The sequence below is a fragment of the Kutzneria viridogrisea DSM 43870 genome, assembly GCF_000525635.1.
Classification (GTDB): Bacteria; Actinomycetota; Actinomycetes; order Mycobacteriales; family Pseudonocardiaceae; genus Kutzneria; species Kutzneria viridogrisea.
Window position 1 is genome coordinate 7,386,354 of sequence record NZ_CP007155.1, and the last position, 23,564, is coordinate 7,409,917.

A 23,564-nucleotide genomic window follows, 5' to 3' on the forward strand; every position below is an offset into this window, starting at 1 on the left:
CCGAGCCACCGCACCGAAAGCTCGCGGTCAGGACCCGAACTCCTTGTCGATGAGGTCGAACAGCTCGTCCGCGCTGACGGACTCCAGTTCGTCCTCGACGGCCGCGGCCGGTTCCACCGCGCCACCCCTGAACTGCGCCAGCAACTCCTCCAGCTTGCTGGTGATCGTCGTGCGCAGGCCGTCGTCCCCGGCGACCCGTCCGAGCAGCCCGCCGAGCTGGTCCAGCTCCCCGAGCACCACCGAGGACGTGGACACCTCCTCGGGCACGATCTCCGCCAACAGGTACCCGGCCAGGGCCTGCGGAGTCGGGTAGTCGAACACCAGGGTCGCGGGCAGCCGCAGCTCGGTGGCCGCGTTGAGCCGGTTGCGCAGCTCCACCGAGGTGAGCGAGTCGAAGCCCAGCGCGTTGAACGCCTGCTCCGGCTCGATGTCCTCGGCCGACCCGTGCCCGAGCACCGCGGCGACCTGGTCGCACACCAGGTTCAGCAGCGCCTGCGCACGCTCCTTTTCGGACAGTCCGCCCAGCGCCTTGGCCAGCGACACCGTGCTGGTCTGCGTGCTGGCCGCCGCGGCCGCCCGCCGGGCCGGGGCCTTGACCAGGCTCCGGTACAGCGGGGACAACGCGTCGCCCTGCGTGGCAAGGACCTTGGTGTCCAGGTTCATCGGCAGCAGTGCGGGCTCGTCCACGCCAAGCCCGGCGTCGAACAGGCCCAGGCCCTGCTCCACCGAGAGCGGCAGCATGCCCGAGCGCGCCATGCGCTGGATGTCCGCCTCGGTGAGCTGGCTGGTCATGCCCGCGCCCTGCGCCCACGGACCCCAGGCCAGCGAGGTCGCTGGCAGGCCCTGTGCCCTGCGGTGCTGGGCGAAGGCGTCCAGGAACACGTTGGCGGCTGCGTAGTTGCCCTGGCCGGGTCCGCCGAACACGCCTGCGGCACCGGAGAAGACCACGAACATCGCCAGGTCCTGGCCCTGCGTCAGCTCGTGCAGGTTGACCACGGCGTCCACCTTGGGGCGCAACACCTTGTCGACTCGCGCCTGGTCCAGCGAGGCGATCACGCCGTCGTCGACCACACCGGCCGTGTGCACCACACCGGTCAGTGCCACGCCGTCCAGCACAGCGGCCAGCGCGTCCCGGTCGGCCACATCGCAGGCCGCGATCCGCACGCTGGCACCGAGTTCGGTCAGTTCGGCGGCCAGCTCCGGCGCGGAACCCGTGCGGCTGAGCAGCAACAGGTCGCGCGCGCCGTGCTCGGTCACCAGGTGACGGGCCACCTGCGCGCCGAGCCCACCGGTGCCACCGGTCACCAGCACGGTGCCCTCGGGGTCCACGGCCACCGGCATGGTCAGCACGACCTTGCCGATGTGCTTGCCCTGGCTGATGAAACGGAACGCCTCGGCCGCACGGCGGATGTCCCAGGTGGCCACCGGCAGCGGCCTGAGCACCCCGCTCTCCAGCAGCGCCAGGATCTCCGTGAGCATCTCGCCGATCCGCGCGGGGCCCGCCTCGACCAGGTCGAAGGCCCGGTAGTCCACGCCCTGCGGGTCGCGGAGGTCGGCCTTGCCCATCTCGACGAACCGGCCGCCCTGGTGCAGCAACCGCAGCGAGGAGTCGATGAACTCCCCGGCCAGCGAGTTGAGGACCACGTCAACGCCCTCGGAGAACTTGGCCTCGAACTCCAGGGTCCGCGAGGAGGCCAGGTGCTCCTCGGCCACGCCCAGCGCCCGCACGGCGTCCCACTTGCCGGTGCTCGCCGTGCCGTACACGGTGGCGCCCAAGTGGTTGGCCAGCTGCACGGCCGCCATGCCGACACCACCGGCCGCCGCGTGCACCAGGATCGACTCGCCGCGCTGGAGCTTGGCCAGGTCGATCAGGGCGTAGTAGGCGGTGAGGAACACGATCGGCGCGGAGGCCGCCTCGGTGTAGCTCCAGCCCTGCGGCATCCGGGCCACCATGCGGCGGTCGGCCATGACGGTCGGACCGAAGGCCCCGCCGAACATGCCCATCACCTTGTCGCCGGGGGCCAGGTCGGTCACGTCGGCGGCCACCTCGGTGATCACGCCCGCGCCTTCCAGGCCCATCGCGCCCGCCTCGCCGGGGTACATGCCCAGCGCGTTGAGCACGTCGCGGAAGTTCACGCCCGCGGCCCGCACGGCGATCCGCACGTGGCCGGGCAGCAGCTCGGCCTCCGCCTCGGGCGCCGGGATGAGCCGCAGGTTGTCCAGCGTGCCCTTGTCCACGGAGTCCAGTCGCCACGGGCCTTCCGCAGGCGTGGCAAGGACTTCCGCCCCGACCCGGACCAAGCGGCCCGCGTGCGCCACGCCCTCGCGGACGACCACCTGCGACTCGCCCGCCGCGATCACACCCGGCAGAGCCTCCACAGAGGACTGTTCGTCGTCCACGTCCACCAGCAGGAAGCGGCCGGGGTTCTCCGACTGCGCGGAGCGGACCAGGCCCCAGACCGGGGCGTAGGCCAGGTCGCGCACGTCCTCGTCCCGGATGGCCATGGCCCCGCGGGTGACGAACACCAGCTTGGTGTCCTCGAACCGCTCCTCGGCCAACCAGGACTGCACCAGGTCCAGCACCCGGTAGATGCCCTGCCGGACATCCGCGGCCACGTCCCCGGTCGCCTCCCCGTTGGCCACCAGCGGAACCAGCAGCACGTCGGCGGTGACGCCCTCGATGTCTTGCACCGACTCCGCGCCCAACAGGGCCGCCAGCTTCAGGTTGTCGTGACCCAGTACGGCCACCGACTGCTCCAGTTCCGGCTGGCTGGTCGCGAACTTCGTCCAGTCCAGTCGGAACAGCGAGTCCTGGTGGGTCGCCCTGGTGTCCTGGATCTGCTCCGCGGACACCTCGCGCATCGCCAGCGACCCGATCGTCGCCACCGGCTGACCGGCCGCGTCGCACACGGCCAGCGCCAGCGAGTCGGCCCCGGACTGCGTGAGCCGGACCCGGACCGTGGACGCGCCGCCCGCGTGCAGGGACACGCCGCTCCAGGAGAAGGGCAGCCGCGACTTGCCGGAACCCTCCAGCGGCACGAAGACCAGTGCCTGCAACGCGGCGTCCAGCAGAGCCGGGTGCAGCCCGAACTTCGCGGCCGTGGCGTGCTGGTCCTCGGGCAGGCTGATCTCGGCGTAGATGTCCTCGCCGAGCTGCCAGGCCGCCTTGAGGCCCTGGAAGGTCGGGCCGTAGTTGAACCCGCTGCTGGCGTAGACCTCGTAGAAGCCCTCGACCTCCAGTGCCTGCGCGCCCGCGGGCGGCCACACTGCGAGGAATTCCGGCTCCTGCTCGACGTTCGGCACGAGCGCGCCGGTCGCGTGCAGCACCCAGGGCTGGTCCTCGTCGGCGCGCGAGTGCACGCTGATCGTCCGGGCGCCGGACTCGTCCGAGCCACCGACGACCACCTGCAACTGCACGCCGCCTCGCTCCGGCAGCACCAGCGGTGCCGCCAGGGTCAGCTCCTCCACCTGCCCGCAGCCCACCTGGTCACCGGCGCGAACCGCCAGCTCCAGGAAAGCCGTGCCCGGGAACAGGATCGAGCCCATCACGGCGTGATCGGCCAGCCAGGGCTGGGTCTGCGTGGACAGCCTGCCGGTGAACACGACGCCATCGGAGTCGGCCAGCGCGACGGCCGCACCCAGCAGCGGGTGGTCCGCCGAGGTCAGGCCGACCGAGGTGACGTCGCCGAAGGCCGTGGTGGAGACCTGCGGCCAGAACCTCTGGTGCTGGAAGGCGTACGTGGGCAGCTCGATCCGGCGCGCCCCGGTACCCGTGAACAGCTCGGCCCAGTTCACGTCAACCCCGTTGACGTGCAAGGTGGCCAGGGCCGTCAGCGTCGCGAGCGCCTCACCGCGGTCACGCCGCAGTGCGGGCACCACGACGCGCTCGCCGTTCAGGCAACCCTGCGCCATGCCCGCGAGCACGCCGTCCGGGCCCAGCTCCAGGTACCGCGTGACCCCGTGGTCCTCCAGGTACCGGATGCCGTCGTTGAACCGCACGGCGTCGCGCACGTGGCGCACCCAGTACTCCGGGGAGTCCAATTCGGACGCCAAGGTGCCGGTCACGTTGGATACCACGGCGATGCGCGGGGCCGAGTAGGTCAGCTGCTCGGCCACCTCCCGGAACGCGGCGAGCATGTCGTCCATGCGCGGGGAGTGGAAGGCGTGGCTGACCGTCAGGCGCCGGGTCTTGCGGCCCTCGAACAGCCCCGCGATGGCCTCCGCGTCGGTCTCGTCCCCGGAGACCACCACGGAGTCCGGCCCGTTGATCGCCGCGATCGACACCGCGTCGGTCAGCAGCGGCAACACCTCGTCCTCGGTGGCCTGGATGGCGATCATGGCGCCACCCGTGGGCAGGGCCTGCATCAGCCGGCCCCGTGCCTCCACGAGCTTGCAAGCGTCCTCAAGGGACAGAACCCCGGCCACGTGGGCCGCCGCCAGCTCACCGATCGAGTGGCCGACCAGGTAGTCGGGCCGCACGCCCCAGGACTCCACGAGCCGGTACAGCGCGACCTCGATCGCGAACAACGCGGGCTGCGTGTACTCCGTCTGGTGCAGCAGTTCCGAGTCGCCGAACATGACGTCCCGCAGCGGCATGTCGAAGTGCGCGTGCACCGCGTCCAGGGCGTCGGCGAACACGGGGAACGCCTCGTACAGCTCGCGCCCCATGCCCGCGCGCTGCGAACCCTGACCGGAGAACAGGAACGCCGACTTGCCCTCGGCGCGCGCCGTGCCCTGGACCAGACCGGCGGCCGACTCGCCCGCCGCGAGCGCGCCCAGCGCACCAGGGGCCAGCACCACGGCGCGGTGCTCGTGCACGGCCCGCGTGGTCGCCAGCGAGTAGCCCACGTCCAGCGCCGAGTCCTCGACCACCGGCAGCAGGCGCTCGGCCTGCTCCCGCAGCGCGTCCTTGGTCGCACCGGAGATCAGCCAGGGCACCACGGGCAGCGGCTGCTGCTCGATCACCGGCTCCTCGTACGCCGGGGCCTGCTCGATGATCGTGTGCGCGTTCGTGCCGCTCACCCCGAAGGAGGAGATGCCCGCCCGGCGCGGGTGGCCGTTCTCCGCCCACGGCACCGGCTCGGTGGCCAGCCGCACGTCCCCGGCCGCCCAGTCCACGTGGGACGAGGGCTCGGTCACGTGCAGGCTCGGCGGCAGCAGGTCGTTCCGCAGTGCCAGCACGACCTTCATGACCCCGGCCACACCAGCGGCGGCCTGGGTGTGCCCGATGTTGGACTTGATCGAGCCCATCCACAGTGGACGGTCCCGATCCTTGCCGTACGTGGCGAGCACCGCCTGGGCCTCGATCGGGTCACCGAGCACCGTGCCCGTGCCGTGCGCCTCGACCACGTCCACATCGGACGGTGCGAGTCCGGCACTGGCCAGCGCCTGGCGGATCACCCGCTGCTGCGAAGGACCGTTCGGCGCGGTCAGACCGTTCGAGGCACCGTCCTGGTTCACCGCGGAACCGCGGACCAGTGCCAGCACGGGGTGGCCGTTGCGGCGTGCGTCGGACAGGCGCTCCAGCACGAGCATGCCCGCGCCCTCGCCCCAGCCCGTGCCGTCGGCGCTCTCCGAGAACGGCTTGCACCGGCCGTCGGGCGCCAGGCCGCGCTGGCGGCTGAACTGCACGAACGCGGTGGGCGTGGACATGACCGTCACACCACCGGCCAGCGCCAGGTTGCACTCGCCGTTGCGCAGGGCCTGCGCGGCCCAGTGCAGCGCCACCAGCGAGGAGGAGCACGCCGTGTCCACGGTGACCGCCGGACCCTCAAGGCCCAGCGTGTAGGCGATGCGGCCGGACACGACGCTGCCCGCGTTGCCGGTCATGACGTAGCCCTCGGCGCCGTGGTCGGACATCGCCAGCAGCGGGGTGTAGTCCTGGCCGTTGGAGCCCGCGAAGACACCGGTTTGGCTGCCCTGCAAGGAAGCTGGGTTGATGCCCGCGCGCTCCAGGGCCTCCCAGGAGGTCTCCAGCAGCAGGCGCTGCTGGGGGTCCATGGCCAGGGCCTCACGCGGGTTGATGCCGAAGAACGGGGCGTCGAACTGGTCGGCGTTGTGCAGGAAGGCACCGGCCCGCACGTAGCTCGTACCGGTCTTGTCCGGGTCGGTGTCGTACACCGAGTCCACGTCCCAGCCGCGGTTGACCGGGAAGTCGGTGATCGCGTCCTCACCCTCGGACAGCAGGCGCCACAACGCCTCCGGGGTGCTGATCCCGCCGGGGAACCGGCAGGCCATGGCCACGATCGCGATCGGGTCGTCCACAGTGGACGCCGTGACCGCCACGGGTGCGGCCTCGGTCTGCTCCGGCACGCCGGTGATCTCGGCGCGCAGGTAGCGGGCCAGCGCGGTGGGCGTCGGGTAGTCGAAGATCATCGTGGTGGGCAGCCGGACCCCGGTCGCGGCGCTGAGCCGGTTGCGCAGGTCCACCGCGGTCAGCGAGTCGAAGCCGATGTCCTGGAAGGCGCGACCGGTGTCGACCTCCTCCGGGCCACCGAAGCCGAGCACACCGGCCACGAACACCTTGACGAACTCCAGCAGTTCGCGCTCCCGCTCGGACTCGCTGAGCCCGGCCAGCTTCTGCAGCAGCGCGGAGCCGCCCGCGTCCCCGGACTTGGCGGCCTCGGCCATCGCCTCCAGCGCGGCCCTGGCCTCCGGGATCGCCTCGATCAACCTGCTGGGCCGCAGGCTGGCCAGGCCGGGGGCGTACAGGCCCCACTCGACCCCGGCCACGGTCAGCGTGGCCTCGCCCGCGTCCAGTGCCTGCTGGAGAGCCGTGATCGCGACCTCGGGCTCCAGCGCGAGGATGCCGCCTCGGCGCTGGCGCTGGGCCACCGCCGGGTCCTCGGCCAGACCTGCGCCGCCCCACGGGCCCCACGCGACCGAGGTGGCCGCAAGCCCTGCGGCGCGGCGGTTCTCGGCCAGCGCGTCCAGGAAGGCGTTGGCAGCGGCGTAGTTGGACTGGCCCTGACCGCCCCAGACACCGGCGGTCGAGGAGAACAGCACGAAGGCGTCCAGGTCGGAGGTCAGCTCGTGCAGGTTCAGCGCGGCCTGGGACTTGGCCCGCAGCACACCCGCCAGCCGCTCGGGGGTCATCGAGTCCAGCATGCCGTCGTCCAGCACACCGGCCGCGTGCACCACGGCGTTGACCTGCTGGCCGTTGAGCAGGCTGGCCAGCGCTTCGCGGTCGGCCACGTCGCAGGCCGCGATGGTGACGCGAGCGCCCAGTTCCGTCAGCTCGGCCGCCAACTCCGCAGCGCCCTCGGCCGCCTCGCCGCGACGGCTGGTCAGCAGCAGGTGCTCGGCACCGTTGGCGGCCAGCCAGCGGGCGAGGTGCCCACCGAGTGCGCCGGTACCACCGGTGATCAGCACGGTGCCGCGGGGCTGCCACGGCGTCCCGGTCTGCTCGGTCAGCGCTGCCCTGGTGAGCCTGCGGCCGAACAGACCCGAGCCGCGCACCGCGATCTGGTCCTCACTGTCCACACCGGACAGCGCGGTCAGCACGCGGCGGACCGCCCGGTCGTCAGGGGTCGCGGGCAGGTCCAGCAAGCCGCCCCAACGCTCGGGGTGCTCCAGGGCGGCCACCCGGCCCAGACCCCAGACCAGGGCCTGCACGGGGTTGGTCACCGCCTCGGACTTGCCGACCGCGACCGCGCCGCTGGTGGCGCACCAGAGCGGGCCGTCGATGCGCGCGTCGCCCAGCGCCTGGATCAGCGCCGCGGTCGTCACGAGGCCGACCGGGTTCTCCGGGTGGGCCGCCGAAGGCGACTCGTCCAGCGCCAGCAGGGAGAGCACGCCGTCGGCCTTGACCTCCGCCAACTGGGCGGCGATCGTCTCGCGGTCGGCCTCGGCGGTGATCTCGATCGTCATCGGGTTCAGCGCGCGCTGGGCCGCCAGCACCCACTCGTGCTCGGCGAAGCCCGCGGGCACGACGAGCAGCCAGTCCCCGGTCAGCGCCGGGTCTCCGGTGATCGGCTTCCAGGTCACCTTGTACCGCAGCGAGTCCATAGTGGACTGCTCGCGGCGCTCACGCCGCCAGCTGGACAGCGCGGGCACGATCTCGTTGAGGGCGCTCAGCTCCAGGTTGAGCGTGTCGGCAAGGGACTTGAGGTCCTCCTGCTCGACGGCGGCCCAGAACTTGGCGTCCACCGGGTCCACCGCACCCTCGACCACCGCGGGCCGGGAGCCCGGCTCGGGCAGGCGCGGCCAGTAGCGCTGGTGCTGGAAGGCGTAGGTCGGCAGGGCGATGGTCTCCGCTCCGTGGCCCGCGAAGACCTGCGTGAAGTCCACGTCCCGGCCGCCGCAGTGCAGCTCGCCCAGCGAGAGCAGGAAGCGGTGCTGGGTGCCCTGCTCGCGGCGCAGGGTGCCGACCACGATCGGCTCCACGTCGCCGAAGCCGTCCAGGGTCTCGCGGATCGCCATGGCCAGCACGGGGTGCGAGCTGGACTCCACGAACACGTCGTAGCCCTGCTCGGCCAGCTTGCGGGTGGACTGCTCGAACTGCACGGTCTGGCGCAGGTTGGTGTACCAGTACCCGGCGTCCATGGTGGCGGTGTCGATCCAGTCCCCGGTCACCGTGGAGAAGAACGGGATCTTCGAGGCCTGCGGCTCGATCGGGGCCAGTACCTCGGCCAGCCGCTGCTCGATCCGCTCCACGTGCACGGTGTGCGAGGCGTAGTCCACCGGGATGCGGCGGGCCCGCACGCCCTGGGACTCGCAGCGCGCGATCAGCTCGTCCAGCCCGTCCGGGTCCCCGGCCACGACCACCGAGGTCGGGCCGTTCAGCGCGGCCACCGAGATCCGCTCGTCCAGCAGCGGCTCCACCTGGTCCAGCGGCAGTGCCACCGACACCATGCCGCCGCGACCGGCCAGCTCGTCGGCGATCGCCTTGCTGCGCAACGTCACCACGCGGGCGGCGTCCCGCAGCGACAGCGCACCGGAGACGGCCGCCGCGGCGATCTCGCCCTGTGAGTGGCCCAGCACCGCGTCAGGCCGCACACCCAGCGAACGCCACAGCTCAGCCAGCGACACCATGACAGCCCAGGACATGGGCTGCACCACGTCGACCCGCTCGTAGGCAGCCGGGTCGCTCAGCGAGGTGAACAGGTCCCAGTCCACGAACTCGCTCAGGACCTCGGCGCACTCGGTCATGCGCGCGGCGAACACCGGTGCGGTGTCGAGCAGTTCCACGGCCATGCCCACCCACTGCGAGCCCTGACCGGGGAAGACGAACACGCGCTTGCCGTGCGGCGCGGTCGAACCCTGCACCAGGTTGTCGGCGCCCACGCCCTCGGCGAGGGCCCGCAACCCGGCGCGCAGCTCGTCCAGCTCGGTGCCGACGATCACCGCGCGGTGCTCGAAGGCCGACTTGGTGCTGGCCAGTGAGAAGCCCACGTCCACCGGTCGCTCACCGTCCACAGCGGACAGCAGCTTCTCGGCCTGCCCACGCAGGGCGGCGGCGGAGCGGGCCGACAGCGACCACGGCAGGGCCTGACCGGTGAGCACCGGCTCGCCCTCGGTGCGCGGCTTGACCGGAACCTGCGGGGCCTGCTCCACGATGACGTGCGCGTTGGTGCCGCTCATGCCGAAGGAGGAGACACCGGCCCGGCGGGCGTGGCCGGTCTCCGGCCACGGCCTGGCCTCGGTGGCCAGCTGGATCGTGCCGGAGGACCAGTCGATGTGCGGGGAGGGCTCCTCGGCGTGCAGGGTGGGCGGCACGATGCCGTGGCGCATGGCCATGACCATCTTGATGATGCCGCCGACGCCCGCGGCGGCCTGCGAGTGGCCCACGTTGGACTTGAAGGAGCCCAGCCACACCGGGTTCTCCGGGTCGCGGTCCCGCCCATAGGTGGCGAACAGCGCACCGGCCTCGATCGGGTCGCCCAGGGTGGTGCCGGTGCCGTGCGCCTCGATGACGTCCACATCGGACGGTTCGAGGCCACCGTTGGCCAGCGCGTGCCGGATGACCCGCTGCTGCGCGGGACCGTTCGGCGCGGTCAGGCCGTTGGAGGCGCCGTCCTGGTTCAGCGCGGAGCCCCGCACCACGGCCAGCACCTGGTGGCCGTTGCGCTTGGCGTCGGACAGCCGCTCCAGCAGCACAACGCCCGCGCCCTCGGCCCAGCTCGCACCGTCGGCGGCAGCGGAGAACGGCTTGCTGCGGCCGTCGGCGGCCAGCGCCTTCTGCGCGCTGAACTCGATCAGCGACACCGGGCTGGACATGACGGTCACGCCACCGGCCAGCGCCAGGGTGCAGTCCCCGTCGCGCAGGGCCTGTGCGGCCCAGTGCAGCGCCACCAGCGAGGAGGAGCAAGCGGTGTCGATCGAGACCGCGGGCCCCTCCAGGCCGAGGGTGTAGGCCACCCGGCCGGACAGGACGCTGGGCGAGTTGCCCGTGCCGAACAGGCCCTCGGAGGAGTCCTCGGAGGACATCAGCATGGTGCCGTAGTCCTGGTAGGTCACACCCGCGAAGACACCGGTCTGGCTGCCCTTGAGCGAGGCCATGTCCAGACCAGCGCGCTCCAGGGTCTCCCAGCAGACCTCCAGCAGCAGCCGCTGCTGCGGATCCATCGCCACCGCCTCGCGCGGGCTGATCCCGAAGAACGCCGGGTCGAACTCGCTGGCGTTGTGCAGGTAGCCGCCCTCGCGGGTGTAGCAGGTGCCGGGGGTGTCGGGGTCCGGGTCGTAGAGCGCGTCCAGGTCCCAGCCGCGGTCGGTCGGGAAGCTGGTGATCGCGTCGGTGCCCGAGGCCACGATGTCCCACAGCTGCTCGGGGGTGCTGATGCCACCGGGGTAGCGGCAGCCCATCGCGACGATCACGATCGGGTCGTCGGCGTCGTTGCCCCGCTTGCGCTTACGAGCCTGCGGCTGGTCCTCGGCGCCGAGCAGCTCGTCCTTGAGGTAGCCGGCCAGGCTGATCGAGGTCGGGTAGTCGAACACCAGGGTCGCGGGCAGCCGCATCCCGGTGACCTCGCTCATGCCGTTGCGGAACTCCACGGCCGTCAGCGAGGTGAAGCCCAGCTCCTTGAAGGCGCGGTCGGGCTCCACGGCCTCAGGACCGTTGTAGCCCAACACGATCGCGGCCTGGGTGCGGACCAGCTCCAGCAGCAGCGCGTCCTGGTCCTCGTCCTCCAGACCGGCGAGCTTGGCGTGCAGGCCCTCGTCACCGAGCACCGCGTTGTCCTGCGCGCTGCGGCGCTTGCGAGGCTTGGCTGCCGGGGTCGCCGCCGCAGTGGCCACCGGGATCGCCAACTGCTCGGCGGCGACCGGGCGCAGTTGCAGACCCTCGGCGACGCCGACCGGCTGACCGGCGGCGTCCGCCAAGGTGATGGCAATCGTACCGTTGCGGTCCGTTGTGGACAGTCGAACACGCAGGACAGCGGCACCCACGGCGCCCAGCGACACACCAGTCCAGGAGAACGGCAGCTTGGCTCCGCCCTCACCACCGGTGAACGCCAGCGCCTGGAGCGCGGAGTCCAGCAGCGCCGGGTGCAGGCCGTAACGACCGGCCTCGGTGCGCAGCGACTCGGGCAGCGCGACCTCGGCGTAGACCTCGCCCTCGGCAGCCCAGGCGGCGTGCAGCCCGCGGAAGGCCGGTCCGTAGTGGAAACCGCCCTCTGCGCGCAGTTCGTACAGGCCGTCCAGGGTGATCGGCTCGGCGCCCCGCGGCGGCCACTCGGTCAGCGGCTCGCCCTCGGACTCCTCGGCGGCGACCAGCACACCGCTGGCGTGCCGGGTCCAGGTCTCGCCCTGCTGGGAGTACACGGTGACGGTGCGGGCCTCGCTGTGGTCCGGGCCGCCGACGACGACCTGGAGCCGCACGCCGCCGCGCTCGGGCAGCACCAGCGGGGCCTCGAGGATCAACTCCTCCAGCCGCTCGCAGCCCAGGTGCTCGCCCGCGGTCAGCGCCAGCTCGACGAAGCCGGTGCCGGGGAACAGGATGGCGCCACCGACCACGTGGTCGGCCAGCCAGGGCTGGCTCTGCACCGACAGCAGGTTGCTGAACACCAGCCCGTCGGAATCGGCCAGCCCGACCACCACGCCCAGCAGCGGGTGCCCGGTCCCGGCCAGGCCGAGCGCGGCCGGGTCGGTGCTGACCGAGTTCGGCTCCAGCCAGTACCGCTCGTTCTGGAACGCGTAGGTGGGCAGGTCCACAGTGGACGCACCCCAGCCCGCGAACACGCTGGCCCACTGCGGGCTGACTCCGCTGACGTGCAGCTGCGAGATCGCGGTGAGCAGGGACTGCGCCTCGCCCCGGTCCCCACGCAGCAGCGGCACCATGAGCGCGCTGTCCGCGGACTCCTGGGCCATGCCGGTGAGCACCCCGTCCGGCCCCAGCTCCACGAACCGCGTGACGCCGAGTTCGACCAGCTTGGTGATGCCTTCGTGGAAGCGGACGGCCTCGCGGACGTGGCGCACCCAGTACTCGGGGGTGGTGGGGTCGCCCTCGGTGTTGCCGACGACCGGGATGGTCGGGGCGGAGTAGGTCAGCCCCTCCGCGACGGCCCGGAACTCCTCCAGCATCGGGTCCATGCGCGGGGAGTGGAACGCGTGGCTGACCGTCAGCTTGCGGGTCTTGCGGTCGGCGAACTGGTCGGCAATCGCTTGCGCGGCGTCCTCGTCCCCGGAGACCACGACCGAGCGCGGGCCGTTGATCGCCGCGATCGACACCCGGTCGGTCAGCAGCGGACGGACCTCGTCCTCGGTGGCCTGGATCGCGATCATCGCGCCACCAGTCGGCAGCGCCTGCATCAACCGGCCACGAGCCGCCACCAGCTTGCACGCGTCCTCAAGGGACAGAACCCCAGCCACGTGCGCGGCGGACAGCTCACCAATCGAGTGGCCGATCAGCTGGTCGGGGCGCAGGCCCCAGGACTCGACCAGGCGGTAGAGCGCCACCTCGATGGCGAACAGGGCCGCCTGCGTGTACTCGGTCTGCGACAGCAGCTCGGACTCACCGAACATGACCTCGCGCAACGGCAGGTCGAACCGGGCCAGCACCGCGTCCAGCGCGTCGGCGAACACCGGGAACGCCTCGTACAGCTCACGCCCCATGCCCGCACGCTGCGAACCCTGCCCGGAGAACAGGAACGCGGTCTTGCCGGTGGACGCGTTGCCCCGCAGCACACCGGGAACCCGGTCGCCCGCGACCAGTGCGGTCAGGCCGCGACGCAGGTCCTCGGCCGACTCACCGAGCACCACGGCCCGGTGCTCGAAGGTGGACCGGGCGGTGGCCAGGGAGTAGGCCAGGTCCACCGGGTCAGCACCGTCCACACGGGACAGCAGGCGCTCAGCCTGTGCACGCAGTGCCTCGGCGCTGCGGCCGGACACCAGCCACGGCAGGACCGCGCCGGGCGTACGGGTGACGGGGGCCTGCTCCTCGGCCGGGGCCTGCTCGATGATCGTGTGGGCGTTGGTGCCGCTGATGCCGAAGGAGGAGATACCCGCGCGGCGCACCGCACTGTTCCACTCCACGCGCTCGGTCAGCAGCCGCACGCTGCCCGCGGTCCAGTCCACGTGGGTGGAGGGCTGGCCGACGTGCAGGGTCTGCGGCAGCACACCGTGACGCATCGCCATGACCATCTTGATGACACCGGAGACACCGGCAGCAGCCTGGGTGTGGCCGATGTTGGACTTGATCGACCCCAGCCAGAGCGGGGTCTCACGGTCCTGGCCGTAGGTGGCCAGCACGGCCTGCGCCTCGATCGGGTCGCCGAGCACCGTGCCGGTGCCGTGCGCCTCGACAACGTCCACTTCGGACGGTGCGAGGCCGCTGTCGGCCAGCGCCTGCTGGATGACCCGCTGCTGTGCGGGGCCGTTCGGCGCGGTCAGGCCGTTGGAGGCACCGTCCTGGTTGACCGCCGAGCCCTTGACCACAGCGAGCACGGTGTGGCCGTTGCGGCGCGCGTCGGACAGCCGCTCGACCAGCAGCAGGCCCACGCCCTCGGCCCAGCCGGTGCCGTCGGCGTCCTCGGAGAAGGACTTGCAGCGCCCGTCGGGGGCCAGGCCGCGCTGGCGGCTGAACTCCACGAAGGGCACCGGGGTGGACATGACCGTCACACCACCGGCGATGGCCATCGTGCACTCGCCGCGACGCAGGGACTGCATCGCCAGGTGCAGGGCCACCAGCGAGGAGGAGCAGGCGGTGTCCACGGTCAGCGCGGGACCTTCCAGGCCCAGCGTGTAGGAGATCCGTCCACTCGCGACACTGCTGGAGTTGCCGGTCAGGAACTGCCCGGACAGGCCCTCGGGGATCTCGCTGACCCCGGTGCCGTACCCGGAATCGCCGGCACCGATGAACACGCCGGTGCGGCTGCCCTTGACGCTGTGCGGGGCGATGCCCGCGCGCTCGAACAGCTCCCAGGTGGCGGTCAGCAGCAGGCGCTGCTGCGGGTCGGTGGCCAGGGCCTCGCGCGGGCTCATGCCGAAGAAGGCCGGGTCGAACTGGCCCGCCTCGGGCACGAAGCCGCCGTCCACGGAGTAGGTGCGACCCTCCACGCCCGGCTCGGGGTCGTACAGGGCGCCCAGGTCCCAGCCGCGGTCCGCGGGGAAGGTGGACAGCGCCTCGGTGCCGTTGAAGACCAGGTCCCACAACGCTTCCGGCGAGTCCACCCCGCCCGGCAGGCGGCAGCTCATGCCGACGATCACGATCGGGTCGGTGTCCGCGGCGGCCGTGGTCATGACGACCGCGGCGGTGTCGGCGCCGAACAGCCCGTCCAGGATGTGTCCGGTGAGGACGGACGCGGTCGGGTAGTCGAACACCAGCGTGGCGGGCAGCTTGAGCCCGGTGCTGGCGGTCAGGCGGTTGCGCAGTTCCACGGCGGTCAGCGAGTCGAAGCCGAGGTCGCGGAAGGCCCGCTCGGCGTCGACGGCCTCGGCACCGGCGTGGCCCAGGACCACGGCGGCCTCGGTGCGCACGATGTCGAGCAGCACGTGCTTGCGCTCGGTCTCGGGCAGCGCTGCCAGTCGCTCGCGGAGCTGGTTGCCCTGTTCGGCGGGAACGTCCAGTTCGGACTCGGCGGCACGGCGTGCCTCGGGCAGCTCGTCCAGCAGCGGGCTGGGCCGTCCCGAGGTGAAGCCCGGCACGAACCGGTCCCAGTCCACCTCGGCCACGGTCAGGCAGGGCTGGGCCTCAGTGATGGCCTGCGCCAAGGCTTCCACGGCCAGCGCGGGCGCCAGCACGGTCAGGCCCTGGCGGCGCAGGCGCTGCTGCTCCGCCTCGTCGGCGGCCATGCCGATCTCGCCCCACGGGCCCCAGGCCACGGAGGTCGCGACCAGACCGCGGGCGCGGCGTTGCTCGGCCAGCGCGTCCAGGTAGGCGTTGGCGGCGGCGTAGCCGGACTGCCAGCCGCTGCCCCAGGTCGCGGCGATGGAGGAGAACAGCACGAACGCGTCCAGCTGCGTGTTGGCGAAGACCTCGTCCAGGTTGGACGCACCGACGGCCTTGGCGGACATCATCGCGTCCAAGTCGTCCACAGTGGACTGAAGCAGCGCGACGCCCTGCGTGGAGCCAGCGGCGTGCAGCACCGCGTTGACGGTCAACCCCTGCACCAGCTCGGCGAGTGCCTGCTTGTCGGCCGCATCGCACGCCGCGATGGTGACCTGGACGCCGAGCGCGGTCAGCTCCTCGCGCAACTCGTTGGCGCCAGGCGCGTCGGGCCCACGACGACCGGTCAGCACCAGGTGCTCCGCGCCGTTGCGGGCGGCCCAGCGGGCCAGCTCCGCACCGATGCCACCGGTACCGCCGGTGATCAGCACGGTGCCACGCGGGGCCCACTGCTCGGTGCTTTCCGCGGGGGCGTGCGTGATCCTGCGGGCGAAGACCCCGGCCGCGCGGACGGCGACCTGGTCCTCAGTGCCCGCCAGCACGCTGGCGATGCGCCGGGCGGCGCGCTCGTCCAGCTGTTCGGGCAGGTCGATCAGTCCGCCCCAGCGGCGCGGCAGCTCCAGCGCGGCGACCCGGCCCAGGCCCCAGATCGCGGCCTGCTCGGGAATCGGCGCGGAGTCGGCACGGCCCACGCTCACGGCGCCGCGGGTCACGCCCCACACCGGCATGTCCTCGGGCAGCGCCTGGACCAGTGCCACAGTGGCGGCCAGGTCGGTCAGCGCCAGCACGCCTTCGACCCCGCTCAGGTCCAGCGTGGCGAAGTCCTCGGTGACGGCACTGCGGGCGCCCAGCAATTCGGCGAGCGGACTGTCCTCAGTGGACACCACGAGCCAGTTGGCGAGCGAGCCGGGGGTGGCCAGTTCGGTGACGGGCTTCCAGGTGACGCGGTAGCGCCACGAGTCCAGCGCGGCCTGCTTGTCCTGCTGGCGGCGCCAGGTCGACAGCGCGGGCAGCACCTCGGACAGCGCCGACTGCTCGATGTCCAAAGTGGCGGCGAGCGACTCCAGGTCCTCGCGCTGCACGGCCGCCCAGAACTGGGCGTCGATCACGGCGGCCTCGGTCACCTCGGCCGGGGCCGCGGCGAACTTCGGCCAGTAGCGCTGCCGCTGGAACGGGTAGGTCGGCAGGTCGACGCGGTGCGCGCCGGGGTAGAACGAGGTCCAGTCCACGGACACGCCGCCGACGTGCAGACCGGCCAGCGCGGAGACGAAGGTCTGCACCTCGTCGCGGTCGCGGCGCAGCGTGGGAATTCCGGCGGCCAGCGCGGACAGCACGCCGTCCGGGCCCAGCTCCAGGAACTTCGTGACGCCCTGGCCGCGCAGCCGCTCGATGCCCGCGTGGAAGCGCACGGCCTCGCGGACGTGGCGCACCCAGTACTCGGGCGTGGTCGGGTCGCCCTCGGTGTTGCCGACCACGGGAATGCTCGGCTGGCTGTAGGACAGCTCGGCGGCGATGCGTCCGAACTCCGCCAGCATCGGGTCCATCAGCGGGGAGTGGAACGCGTGGCTGACCTTCAGGCGCCGCGTCTTGCGGTCGGTGAAGTTCGAGACCACGGTCTCAACCGCGTGCTCCTCACCCGAGACGACCACGGAGTCGGCGGCGTTGATCGCCGCGATCGACACCCGGTCGGTCAGGTGCGGCAGCACCTCGTCCTCGGTCGCCTGGATCGCGACCATCGCGCCGCCAGCGGGCAGCGCACCCATCAGCCGACCGCGGGCCGCGACCAGCTTGCACGCGTCCTCCAGCGAGAGGATGCCCGCGACGTGCGCCGCGGCCAGCTCACCGATGGAGTGGCCGATCAGCGAGTCCGGCGTGACGCCGAAGGATTCGACGAGCCGGTACAGCGCGACCTCGATCGCGAACAGCGCCGCCTGCGTGTACTCGGTGTGGTCCAGCAGCTCGGACTCACCGAACATGACCTCACGCAAGGGAAGTTCGAACTGGACCAGCACCGAGTCCAGCGCGTCGGCGAACACCGGGAACGCCTCGTACAGCTCACGCCCCATGCCCGCGCGCTGCGAACCCTGCCCGGAGAACAGGAAAGCCAACTGTCCGGACTGGACAGTTCCTTGGACCAGGCCAGGTGCCGACTCGCCAGCGGCGAGGGCGGCCAGCGCCTCCGAGCTGGACACGACGGCGCGGTGCTCGAAGGCCGAACGCCCGATCGCCAGCGAGTAGCCGATGTCCGTGGGCGAGCCGGTGACGGCCTGGAGCCGTTGTGCCTGCTCACGCAGTGCTTCCGCGCTGCGGCCGGACAGCAGCCACGGGCTCACCAGCGAGTCGGCGGCCGGGGCCACCGGCTCGGCGGCGGGCGCCTGCTCCAGGATGACGTGCGCGTTGGTGCCGCTCACGCCGAAGGAGGAGACACCGGCGCGCCGCACCTCGCTGTCCCAGGGCTGCGCGGAGGTCAGCAGCCGCACGTCGCCCGCAGTCCAGTCCACATGGGACGAGGGGTCGGTGACGTGCAGGGTCTGCGGCAGCACACCGTTCTGCATCGCCAGCACCATCTTGATGATGCCCGCGACACCGGCGGCGGCCTGGGTGTGGCCGATGTTGGACTTGACCGAACCCAGCCACAGCGGCGCGTTGCGGTCACGGCCGTAGGTGGCCAGCAGGGCCTGCGCCTCGATCGGGTCACCCAGCGTGGTGCCCGTGCCGTGCGCCTCCACAGCATCCACTTCGGACGGACGCAGACCGGCGTTGGCCAGTGCCTGGCGGATGACCCGCTGCTGCGAAGGGCCGTTCGGGGCGGTCAGGCCGTTGGACGCGCCGTCCTGGTTCACCGCCGTGCCGCGCACGACTGCCAGCACGGGGTGGCCGTTGCGCTTGGCGTCGGACAGCCGCTCCACGAGCAGCATGCCGACACCCTCGCCCCAGCCCGTTCCGTCGGCGCTGTCGGAGAACGCCTTGCAGCGCCCGTCCTGGGACAGCCCGCGCTGGCGGCTGAACTCCACGAAGACGCCAGGGGTGGACATGACCGTCACACCACCGACCAGCGCCATGCTGCACTCACCGGCGCGCAGGGCCTGCGCGGCCCAGTGCAGCGCCACCAGCGAGGAGGAGCAAGCGGTGTCGATCGTGACGGCCGGGCCTTCGAGCCCGAGCGTGTAGGACACGCGGCCGGACACGATGGCCGCCGCGTTGCCGGTACCGGCGTGGCCCTCCGAGTCCTGCACGGCGTGCATCAGCAGCATCGGGTAGTCCTGGCCGTTGGTGCCGACGAACACGCCCACCGGGCTGCCGTGCACCGAGGCCGGGTCCACACCCGCGCGCTCCAAGGCCTCCCAGGCCGTCTCCAGCAGCAGGCGCTGCTGCGGGTCCATGGCCACGGCCTCACGCGGCGAGATGCCGAAGAAGGCCGGGTCGAACCGGTCGGCCCCGTCGAGGAAGCCGCCCTCGCGCACGTAGGAGGTGCCGGGCCGGTCGGGGTCCGGGTCGAACAGCCCGTCGAGGTCCCAGCCGCGGTCGGCGGGGAACGAGCTCATCGCGTCGGTGCCCTCGGACAGCAACTGCCACAACGCTTCCGGGGTGTCGACCCCGCCGGGGAAGCGGCAGCTCATGCCGACGATGACGATCGGGTCCTCGGTGTCCACGGCGACCGGGGCCAGCGCGGTTGGCGCCGCGGCCTGGGTGCCCAGCAGCTCGGCGCCCAGGTGCGCGGCCAGCGCGGTGGCGGTCGGGTAGTCGAAGACCAAAGTGGACGGAAGGCGCAGACCCGTTGCGGCGCCGAGGGAGTTGCGCAGTTCCACGGCGGTCAGCGAGTCGAAGCCCAGTTCGCGGAAGGCCCGCGCGGGCTCCACCGACTCCGGGCCGGGGTAGCCCAGCACGGCGGCGGCGTGCGCCCGCACCAGCTCCAGCAGCAGGCGCTCCCGCTCGGACTCGGACAGTCCGGCGAGGCGGTCGGTGACCGAGGAGGGACCGTGCCCGGTGTCGTTGGCGGCCGCGGTGTCCAGCACGCGGCGCACCTCGGGGATGTCACCGATCAGCGCACTGGGCCGCACAGCGGTGAAACCGGGCGCGAACCGCTCCCAGTCCACGTCGGCCACGGCCACGAACGGCTCGCCGGAGGCCACGGCCTGGCGCAGCGCGAGCAGCGCGCGGGCCGGGGTCATCGGCGGGGTGCCGCTGCGGCTGAGTCGAGCGGCGACCACCTCGTCGGCGGCCATGCCGCCCTCGGCCCACGGGCCCCAGGCGATGGAGGTGGCGGGCTTGCCCTCGGCGCGGCGGCGCTCGGCCAGCGCGTCCAGGAAGGCGTTGGCGGCGGCGTAGCTGGCCTGGCCCGCGGCGCCGATGGTGCCCGCGAACGAGGAGAACAACACGAAGGCGTCCAGCTCGCGGTCGGCGGTCAGCTTGTCCAGGTTGACCGCGGCGTCGACCTTGGCGCGGGCGACGATCGCCAGGCGCAGCGGAGTCAGCCCGTCCAGCACGCCGTCGTCGAGCACACCGGCGGTGTGCACCACGGCGGTCAGGTTCTCGATGCCGTCCAGCAGCGCGGACAGCGCCTCGCGGTCAGCGGCGTCGCACGCGGCGATCGTCACCCGCGCGCCCAGTGCGGTCAGTTCCGCGGCGAGCTCGGTGGCGCCCGGCGCGTCCTGGCCGCGGCGGCTGGTGAGCACCAGGTGCTCGGCGCCCGCGGTCGCGGCCCAGCGGGCGACCTGCCCGCCCAGGGCGCCGGTGCCGCCGGTGATCAGCACGGTGCCGCGCGGGGTCCACTCCTCGGTGCTGGACTCGGCCCTGCTCAGGCGGCGCGCGAACACCCCGCTGGGGCGCACGGCGACCTGGTCGTCGTTCCCGGGACCGGCGAGCACGGCGCAGAGCCTGCGCAGCGCGCGCTCGTCCAACTGCTCGGGCAGGTCGACCAGGCCACCCCAGCGCTGCGGGTACTCCAGGCCGCTGACCCTGCCCAGGCCCCACAGCGGGGCCTGCTTCAAGCTGATCACGTGGTCCCAGCGGGCCACGGACACCGCGCCCGCGGTGGCGTACCAGAGCGGGGCGTGGATGTCGGCGTCACCGAGCGCCTGCGCCAGCACCACGCCGAACACCAGGCCGGTGGCCAGTTCGGGGTAGTCCGGGTGCGGGTTCTCGTTCATGCCGAGCAGGGAGAGCACGCCGTCCACGGAGGCGCCGCCGACGACCTCGCGCAGCTGGGCGGCCAGTTCCTCGCGGGTGGCGTTGGCGGTGGCCGGGCTGACCCGGACCACGTTGGCGCCGTTGGCCAGCATGCCGTCCACGACCTGGTCGGCCAGGCCGCCGTCCTCGGCCAGCACCAGCCAGGAGCCGGTGAGCCGCTGGGTGAGGGCCTCGGTCACCGGCTTCCAGGTGACCTTGTACCGCCAACTGTCGACAGTTGACTGTTCACCGCGCTGCTGGCGCCAGGCGGTCAGCGCGGGCAGCGCCTCGGTGAACGGCGCGGTGCCGTCCACGCCGAGCGCGCCGAGGTCCCCGCTGTCCACGGCCTGCCAGAAGGCGGCGTCCACACTGTCGACAGTCGACAGTTCACTGCTGACAGGTGCCGACTCCAGCCAGTACCGCTGCTGCTGGAACGCGTAGGTGGGCAGTTCGACGACCTGGCCGCCCCAGCCCTCGAACACGGTGGCCCACTGCGGGGAGAGCCCGCGCACGTGGATCTGGGCCAGCGCGGACAGCAGGGCGGTGACCTCGTCGCGGTCCTTGCGCAGCGCCGGGATGCCGGCGGCCAGCGCGGACAGCACGCCGTCCGGGCCCAGCTCCAGGAAGGTCGTGACCCCGTCGGCGGTCAGCCACTGGATGCCGTCGTGGAAGCGCACGGCCTCGCGCACGTGGCGCACCCAGTACTCGGGCGAGGTGAGGTCGGTGGCGAGCGAGCCGGTCAGGTTCGACACCACGGCGATCTGCGGGGCCGAGTAGGTCAGGCTTGCCGCCACCGCGCGGAACTCCTCCAGCATGGCGTCCATGCGCGGCGAGTGGAACGCGTGGCTGACCGTGAGACGACGCGTCTTGCGGTCGGTGAAGTTCGCGAGGACGGTCTCAACCGCGTCCTCGTCACCGAAGACGACCACCGAGTCCGGACCGTTGATCGCGGCGATCGACACCCGGTCGGTCAGGTGCGGGGCCACCTCGGCCTCGGTGGCCTGGATCGCGACCATCGCGCCACCAGCGGGCAGCGCACCCATCAACCGGCCGCGAGCCGCCACCAGCTTGCAGGCGTCCTCAAGGGACAGGACCCCGGCAACGTGCGCCGCGGCCAGCTCACCGATCGAGTGGCCGACCAGGTAGTCCGGCTTGACGCCCCAGGACTCGAACAGCCGGTACAGCGCGACCTCGATCGCGAACAACGCGGGCTGCGTGTACTCGGTCTGGTTCAGCAACTCCGAGTCGCCGAACATGACGTCCTTCAGATCATTGGAGAAGTGCGCCAGCACCTCATCCAAAGATCCAGCGAACTTGGGAAAAGCCGCATACAGCTCACGCCCCATGCCCGCGCGCTGCGAGCCCTGACCGGAGAACATGACGGCGGACCGTCCACCAGCGACGGTCGAGCCGGTGACCAGCTCGGGCGCGCGGCCGTCCTCGGCCAGCGCGCGCAGCCCGCGCAGGAAGCCCTCGCGGTCGCTGGCCAGCACGACAGCGCGGTGCTCCAGCGAGGCGCGGGTGGTGGCCAGCGAGCGGGCCACGTCCAGCGGGGCACCGTCCACAGTGGAGGCGAGCTCGGCGGCCTGTGCGCGCAGGGCCTCGGCGGTGCGGCCGGAGACCAGCCAGGGCAGCACGGCGGGCGGGGTGCCCGGCGCGGCCTCGGTCTCCACCGGCTCGGGCTCGGGGGCCTGCTCCAGGATGACGTGCGCGTTGGTACCGCTCACGCCGAAGGCGGACACCCCCGCGCGCCGGGGCTGCCCGGTCTGCGGCCAGGGCGTGGCCTCGGTGAGCAGGCGGACCTCGCCGCTGGTCCAGTCCACGTGCGAGGAGGGCTCCCCGGCGTGCAGGGACTCGGGCAGCAGCCCGTGCCGCATCGCCAGCACCATCTTGATCACACCGGCGACGCCAGCGGCGGTCTGCGAGTGGCCGAAGTTGGACTTGATCGAGCCCAGCCACAGCGGGCGCTCGCGGTCCTGGCCGTAGGTGTTGAGCAGGGCCTGGGCCTCGATCGGGTCGCCCAGCGAGGTGCCGGTGCCGTGCGCCTCCACGGCGTCGACCTGGGCAGCGGTCAGCCCGGCGCTGGTCAGCGCCTGGCGGATGACCCGCTGCTGGGAGGGGCCGTTCGGGGCGGTCAGGCCGTTGGACGCGCCGTCCTGGTTGACCGCGGACCCCTTGATCACGGCCAGCACGGTGTGCCCGCGGCGGCGTGCGTCGGACAGCCGCTCCAGCATGATCAGGCCGACGCCCTCGGCCCAGCCGGTGCCGTCGGCGTCGGCGGAGAACGGCTTGCAGCGCCCGTCGGCCGCGAGCCCGCCCTGGCGGCTGAACTCGATGAACGCGGCCGGGGAGGCCATGACCATGACGCCGCCGGCCAGCGCCAGCGAGCACTCGCGGCGGCGCAGGGCCTGCGCGGCGAGGTGGATGGCGACCAGCGAGGAGGAGCAGGCCGTGTCCACCGTGACGGCGGGGCCCTCCAGCCCGTAGGTGTAGGACAGGCGGCCGGAGAGCACGCTGGCGGAGTTGCCGGTCAGCAGGTGGCCCTCGACGCCCTCGGGGGTCTCGCCCTGGGTCTGGCCGTAGCCGGAGACCCCGGCGCCGATGTAGACCCCGCCCTGGCTGCCCTTGACCGACAGCGGGTCGATGCCCGAGCGCTCGAACAGCTCCCAGGAGGTCTCCAGCAGCAGGCGCTGCTGCGGGTCGGTGGCCAGTGCCTCGCGCGGGGACATGCCGAACAGCGAGGGGTCGAACAGCGACACGTCGTCGACGAACCCGCCCTCGTGGGCGTAGTCCTCGCTGAGGTTGTCCAGGTCCCAGCCGCGGTCCGCGGGGAACGGACCCACCGCGTCCACACCCTGGGACAGCAGCCGCCACAGCTGCTCGGGGCTGCGCACCCCACCGGGGAAGCGGCAGCTCATCCCGATGATCGCGATGGGCTCCCGCTCCCCGGCCTCCAGCTCAGCGATCCGCTGGCGGGTGTCGTGCAGTTCGGCCGTCACCAGCTTCAGGTACTCCCGAAGCCTGTCCTCGTTCACCATGGGAACCTTGCCTGTGCGCGCTGGGCACCGCGCAG

1 protein-coding gene is annotated in these 23,564 nt (G+C 72.4%); it reads right to left on the minus strand.

Going from position 1 to position 23,564, the window contains the following annotated elements; genetic code table 11:
- Positions 1-27: 27 nt before the first annotated feature.
- Positions 28-23,526, minus strand: a complete 23,499-nt coding sequence (locus tag KALB_RS49580; RefSeq protein ID WP_476703251.1) for a type I polyketide synthase — start codon at positions 23,524-23,526, stop codon at positions 28-30.
- Between the last annotated feature and the right edge of the window lie 38 nt (positions 23,527-23,564).